The organism is Pseudomonas protegens, assembly GCF_003732485.1.
In the GTDB taxonomy this organism is placed as follows: domain Bacteria; phylum Pseudomonadota; class Gammaproteobacteria; order Pseudomonadales; family Pseudomonadaceae; genus Aquipseudomonas; species Aquipseudomonas protegens_B.
Window position 1 is genome coordinate 192,115 of record NZ_MOAK01000034.1, and the last position, 6,515, is coordinate 198,629.

A 6,515-nucleotide genomic window follows, 5' to 3' on the forward strand; every position below is an offset into this window, starting at 1 on the left:
CTTATATGTCCCACTGGGAATAACGTGGGCAGAGAAAGTGAAATCTGGACGCGTTGAGAAGTCTGCCACCAGCTTGTATATTTTGCTAATGCACAAATGGACACTTACAGGGAGAAAATGGACATGGATGTGCTCACGTTGATCGCGCTGGAAGGAGCCATGGGGTCAAGTGTGGCGATCACCCTGGATGTGCTGCGTACTGCCAACCAGGTCGCCGAAGTCATGGGACGCCCCACCATCACCTGGAAGATCATCGGCAGCAGTGAATCGGTACGGATGCGCAACGGCATGCGCCTGGATGCACTGCCGCTGGACAAGGCCCAGACCATTGAAGGCAGCATGCTGGTCATTCCTGGGCTGGGGCTGGAGAACACCCAGGAGCTGGATTTCTTTGGCTGTCGCCGGGAAAAGAGGCAGCCGGGCCTCAGTCAGTCCACCGAGCTCATTGCCCGGCTCGGGCATAACGACATCCGCAAGCTGAGCAAGCTGGTGCACGAACACCACCTGCGTGGGCAACAGACTGCAGCGTCCTGCTCGGCGGTTTTCGTCCTGGGGGAGGCGGGGATTCTCGAGGGCCGGACCGTCACCACTCACTGGCAACTGTACGAAACCTTCAAGCAGCGTTATCCCGAGGCGATACTCGACACAAAGCGCATGCTTATTCATGACGGAAATATGATTACTGCAGGCGCGGGCATGTCGCAAATGGACCTGATGCTCTATGTACTGCGCAATAAGATGGGCAATCAAATTGCCGAACTGACCATGCGCTATCTACTGATAGATGGTCGACCCGCGCAATACCACTACATGGCGCTATCCAACTTGCAAACAGAAAATCGCGAAGTGCTGATGCTGGAAAAGTTCATCGAGGACTGCCTGCCCAACGTTCCGCCATTGAGCACCATTGCCGAGCATTTGCGGATCACCGAGAAGACCTTATCGCGCAGAATCCGCAGCGCCACGGGTAAGCCACCCATGGCCTTCATTCAGAAAGTTCGCCTGCAACATGTTCAAAGCTTATTGGAAACTACCAATATGAGCATTGAAGAAGTTGCCTTTAAAGTGGGCTATTCCGACGCGACGGCACTCCGTCGATTGATGTGGAAAAGCATGGGCTGCACTCCGAGCCAGTTGCGCAAGGCCAGGTCCGGTCCGCCGATCATCTAATCAGCGGGCGCCGCAGCCATCACTTCTCATCCTCGGCCGTGCCTGGCGCGGCCGGGGGAACCTTGCACAGCGGTACCAGCAACAGCGCCACCACGAACATCATCGCCATCAGACGGAATACATCGCCAAACGCCAGTGTCAGGGCTTCACGCCCCACCAATCTGCCGAGAATGCCCTGGGCCATCAGGAATGCATGGCCGGAGTCTGGAGTATCGGCGGCGATCTTCAGGGCCAGTTGCCCCATCAGTTCCTGGGCCGCCACAGCCTTGCTACCCAAAGATTCAGACAGACGCAGAACCTGGGTTCGAGCGTCGTCCTGCAACCAGGTATTGACCGTTGCGATACCGATGGCGCCCCCCAGGTTGCGCATCAGGTTGAACAGGCCGGAGGCCTGACGCAATTCAACGCCCTGGAATGAACTCAAGGCCATGTTCACGCTGGGAACGATGCAGAGCATCAGGAACAGGCCGCGGGCAACTTGAGGAACCAGTAGCTCATCGAATCCCCAGTTGGACGTGACCCGGGAAGTCAGCCACAGGCTCAGTGCCAGCCCCAGAAAGCCCACCGAGATGATCAGGCGTCGATCAACCTTCTCCGAAGCCCGGGCGGCAATGATGGTACTCACCAGTTGCCCGATGCCCACGACGAAAACCGTGGTGCCGATTTCCAGGCTGTCGAAGCCCCGCACTCGCCCGAGAAACACCGGGACCAGATAAGTCGAGGAATACAGGCCGAAGCCAATCACCAGGTTCAACAGGCAGGCAATGGAAAAGGTCCGGTCGCGAAAGGGCACCAACGACACAATCGGGTTATTCGAATACAGCGAGCGCTCGATGAACAAACCAAAGGAGACAATGGAAACCCAGGCCGCAATGACAATCCCGCTATCGCTGAACCAGTCCTTGCGCGGTCCCTCCTCCAGCACGTACTCGAAGCAGCCCAATGCCAGGGCCATGGCCACAAAGTGCAGCCAGTCGATACGCCGCAACATCGACAGATCGGGACGATCCACATCGATCAGCAGCGCAGCGCCAATACAGATCAGCAGCCCCGGCAGCACATTGATAAAGAAGATCCAGCGCCAGTCCAGGTAGAAGGTCACCAACCCGCCCACCGTGGGGCCCAACGTCGGCGCCAGCACCGCGGTCATGCCGAGGATGGCCGGGACCATCGCCCGCTGCTTGCCCTCGAATAGCACGAAACCCACGGCAAACACCGTAGGCACCATGGCCCCGCCGGCGAAGCCTTGCAGGGCCCGCAATACAATCATCGACTCGATGTTCCAGGCCATCCCGCAGCCAATGCTGAACAGGGTAAAAAATGCCGCACTGACAGAGAACAGCCAGCGGGTGGAAATCGCCTGGGCGAGGAAAGCCGAGAAGGGAATCATGATCAGTTCGGCGATCAGATAGGCGGTCTGTACCCAGCTCACTTCATCAGGACCGGCGCTGAGTCCGGCCTGCACATCGTTCAGGGATGCCGCCACGATCTGGATATCGATCAACGCCATGAACATGCCAAAGGCCATGATGGTGAAGACCAGAAACTTGCGTCGAGTGGACTGTTGACCAGGCTGGGCGCCTGCGTCAGGGAGGTCGGATACGCTTGTCGTCACGGTAGGTACTTCCCTGTAGTATTGCGACCGCCATATGAATATTATGATCGTAATTCAAAACAGCATGGAGCTTCAACATGGAGCAGAGCACCCAGACTCAGAACGCCATCCTGCAAGCCGCGCAAGAGACGGAAAAACCGCGCAAGCGTTCCAAACGCCCTCTGATCGCTGGCGCCATTGCCATGACATTGGTGGCGGTCGGGGTGGCCTGGGTGCTGATGGCGCCTTCAACTGAAGCCACGGACGACGCCTACATCGCCGCCGATGCCACCTCCGTCGCGCCACGGGTCCATGGCCTGGTGACCGAAGTCCTGGTCAAGGATCACCAGACTGTGACGGCCGGACAGCCCCTGGTGCGCATCAACAGCGAAGAATTCGATAGCCGAGTCGCCCTGGCCGAGGGCGATCTCGCCGACAATCAAGCCCAGGTCGCCCTGGCCCAAGCAGCCCTGACAATCCAGGATGCCGAACAGCGCCTGGCCAACGCTCGGGTGCTGGCGGCCCGCACCTCGATCCGCACCAACCAGGCCGAGTCCAAGCGCGCAGGGGCTGAACGCAACCGTTTCGACACCCTGGTCACCACCGGCGCCGTGGCGCGCAACGAAGTGGAGAAATACAGCACCCAGGCGATCTCGGCAGAACAGGGCCTCGCCTATGCCCAGGCCATGCTGCAAGTGGCGGAAAACGACCTTGCCGTCACTTCAGCACAACGCGAACGCCTGCAGGCGCAGTTGCAAATGGCCAAGGCCAAGGTGGTGACGGCGAAGGCCCGACTGGAGCTGGCGCAACAGGACCTGCGACACACCACTGTCTATGCGCCGATGGATGGCACCGTGGGCAATCGGCAGATTCAAGTGGGAGACTATGTGCAGCCGGGCTCACGGATGCTGACCCTGGTGCCACTGCATGACCTTTATGTACTGGCCAACTTCAAGGAAACCCAGACTCAGCACATGTACCCGGGCCAATCCACCCGCATCAAGATCGATGCCTTGCCGGGCGTGAGCATCGTCGGCACCGTGGAAAGCCTGGCGCCGGGTTCAGGTTCGACCTTCGCCCTGCTGCCCTTTGAACCGGGAACCGGCAACTTCACCAAGATAGTGCAGCGGGTTCCGGTGCGCATTCGCTTCAACGCCGACCAACCGGGTCTCGAACGCCTGCGACCGGGTCTGTCGGTGACCGCGAAAGTCGACCTGGACGACTCTCAGGATCGGCCGGTGGCCAGCACCCAGACCTCGCTGAAAGTCAGCGCCAACGCCCCAACGCACTGACAGGATCAACAACCGCATCACCCGCCGCCCCGCTCCAGGCGGCCAGACAGCCCCCCGACAGATGGCTCTGTCGGGGGGCTGTTCGCTCAGCGCTGTCCTGCAGGGCCTACTCTGCCGTCGACGGCCTTTCCCACAGGTTGATCCGCCCCTCTTTGGCGAAATGATCGATTTCCGCCAGTTCCTCCACAGTGAAACTCAGGTTCTGCAAGGCCCCGACGTTCTCGATGATCTGCTCCGGGCGGCTCGCGCCAATCAGCGCCGAAGTCACCCGCGGATCACGCAGGGTCCACGCCAGCGCCAACTGCGCCAGGCTCTGGCCGCGATTCCTGGCGATCTCGTTGAGAGCCCGCACATGGGCGATATTGGCCTCGGACAAATGAGCGGCCTGCAACGAACCACCGCCCGGACGATTGACTCGCGCATCCTCGGGAATGCCATTGAGGTACTTGTCGGTGAGCAGCCCCTGGGCCAGCGGCGTAAAGGCGATGACCCCGACCCCAAGCTCGTCGGTGGTCTCCAGCAAATCCTTTTCCACCCAGCGGTTGAGCATGTTGTAGGCCGGCTGATGGATCAGCAGCGGCACCTTCCACTCCTTGAGCAGCGCGGCGATCTCCCGGGTTTTCACCCCGGAGTAGGAAGAAATGCCGATGTACAGCGCCTTGCCCTGTTGCACCGCACTGGCCAGGGCGCTGGCGGTTTCCTCCAGAGGAGTATCCGGGTCGAAACGATGGGAATAGAAGATATCCACATAGTCCAGGCCCAGGCGCTGCAGGCTCTGGTCCAGGCTGGCCAGCACATACTTGCGCGAACCTCCGCCCTGGCCGTAAGGCCCTGGCCACATGTCCCAACCGGCCTTGCTGGAGATGATCAACTCATCGCGATAGGCCTTGAAGTCTTCCCGCAGCAACCGGCCGAAATTGATCTCGGCGCTGCCATAGGGCGGGCCATAGTTGTTGGCCAGATCGAAGTGATTGATACCCAGGTCGAAAGCCGTGCGCAGCAAGGCGCGCTGGGTGTCGATGGGGGTGCTGTCGCCAAAGTTGTGCCAAAGCCCCAGGGACAGTGCCGGCAGCACCAGGCCACTGCGTCCGACACGGCGATAGGGGATGGAGTCGTAGCGATTTTCGGCAGCTAGATAAGTCATCGAGTCCTCTCTGGGTCAGATCTTTGCAAAACGACTAACGTCGATAAATACACATCCCTGTAGGAGTCGGCTTGCCGGCGAACAGGCCCTCAAGCCTTGCATCGCCACAACGAGCACCTTCGCTGGTAAACCAGCCCCTACAACAGGCAGTGACTACACAAACTGATTCTTCGGCCGTGCCAGCCCCAGGTTTTCCCGCAGGGTCCGGCCCTCATATTCTGTTCTGAACAACCCACGCCGCTGCAGTTCCGGAATCACCCCCGCAGCAAAATCCTGCAACCCTCCCGGAAGGTGCGGCACCAGCACATTGAAGCCATCGGCGGCGCCCTCTTCGAACCAGGCCTGCAACTCGTCGGCAATCTGGCTTGGGGTACCGATCAGGCTGTAGTGCCCCCGCCCGCCAGCAATCCTGCGCCCCAGTTCCGCCAGGGTCAGGTTGTCCTTTCCGGCCAGTTCGGTCAGCAGCTTCTGGCGACTCTGCTGACCGCTCTCGGTCAGTGGCAACTCCGGCAGCGGTGCATCCAGCGGGTACTGGGATAAATCGAAATTGCCCAGCATGCGTCCGAGCAAGGCAACGCCCACCTCAGGCTCCACCCACTGCTGGAAGGATTCAAACTTTTCCCGAGCCTGCCGTTCGCTGTCACCCACCACAACGAACACACCGGGCATGATTTTCAAGGATTGCGTACTACGTCCGTACTGCCCGAGACGCCCTTTCAGGTCGGCATAAAAGTCCTGGGCACTGGCCAGGGAAGACTGCGCCGTGAACACCACCTCAGCGGTTTGCGCCGCCAGATCGCGCCCGCTCTCCGACGACCCGGCCTGGACAATCACGGGATACCCCTGGGGTGGCCGCGCCACATTCAACGGCCCTTTGACTTGGAAGAATTCCCCGCAATGGCCCAGTAAATGCTGCTTCTGCGGGTCGTAGTACTGACCACTCGCCTTATCCCGAACAAAGGCATCGTCCTGCCAGCTATCCCAAAGCCCGGTCACGACCTGATAGAACTCCCGGGCCCGACGATAACGTTCGGCATGTCCGAAATGCTGGTCACGACCAAAATTCTGCGCTTCGGCAGCATTGTCGGAAGTCACCAGATTCCACCCCGCCCGCCCCCCAGAAAGATGGTCCAGCGAGGCGAATTTACGTGCTACGTGGTACGGTACGTTATAGCTCGTAGTGCTGGTGGCAATGAGCCCTATTCGTTCGGTCACGGCCGCCAAGGCCGAGAGCAAAGTCAAGGGTTCGAAGTAATCGGAGCGAGCCATGCGGCTGGCAATGGGGTCAGTGGCGGCCGCCAGACTGTCGGCGACG

General features: G+C 60.0%; 5 protein-coding genes. 2 read left to right on the forward strand and 3 right to left on the reverse strand.

The genetic code is table 11. The features are described from left to right. The first annotated feature begins 123 nt into the window (after positions 1–123). Positions 124–1,170, forward strand: a complete 1,047-nt coding sequence (locus BLX41_RS06475) for a GlxA family transcriptional regulator (protein ID WP_259744478.1) — start codon at positions 124–126, stop codon at positions 1,168–1,170. Positions 1,171–1,189: 19 nt separating this feature from the next. Here the strand turns inward: BLX41_RS06475 and BLX41_RS06480 are convergent, their stop codons facing one another. After that, complete coding sequence (locus BLX41_RS06480; protein ID WP_123724229.1) at positions 1,190–2,785, reverse strand: DHA2 family efflux MFS transporter permease subunit; 1,596 nt, start codon at positions 2,783–2,785, stop codon at positions 1,190–1,192. Positions 2,786–2,862: 77 nt separating this feature from the next. Here BLX41_RS06480 and BLX41_RS06485 point away from each other — a divergent pair, with 77 nt between their 5' ends. Beyond that, complete coding sequence (locus tag BLX41_RS06485; RefSeq protein WP_123724230.1) at positions 2,863–4,056, forward strand: HlyD family secretion protein; 1,194 nt, start codon at positions 2,863–2,865, stop codon at positions 4,054–4,056. A gap of 106 nt (positions 4,057–4,162) precedes the next feature. Here the strand turns inward: BLX41_RS06485 and mgrA are convergent, their stop codons facing one another. Both mgrA and BLX41_RS06495 read right to left on the reverse strand, forming a co-directional pair. Beyond that, entirely contained in the window at positions 4,163–5,200 is a 1,038-nt protein-coding gene (mgrA, locus tag BLX41_RS06490; RefSeq protein ID WP_123724231.1) for an L-glyceraldehyde 3-phosphate reductase, read from the reverse strand. Between the two features lie 153 nt (positions 5,201–5,353). Then, on the reverse strand, positions 5,354–6,515 hold a 1,162-nt coding region (locus tag BLX41_RS06495; RefSeq protein WP_259744480.1), incomplete at its 5' end, for an LLM class flavin-dependent oxidoreductase.

Bases quoted from the DNA above. Each gene is read 5' to 3' on its own strand.
- BLX41_RS06475 (WP_259744478.1), top strand. From the start codon at position 124: ATGGATGTGCTCACGTTGATCGCGCTGGAAGGAGCCATGGGGTCAAGT.
- BLX41_RS06485 (WP_123724230.1), top strand. From the start codon at position 2,863: ATGGAGCAGAGCACCCAGACTCAGAACGCCATCCTGCAAGCCGCGCAA.
- mgrA (WP_123724231.1), bottom strand. From the start codon at position 5,200: ATGACTTATCTAGCTGCCGAAAATCGCTACGACTCCATCCCCTATCGC.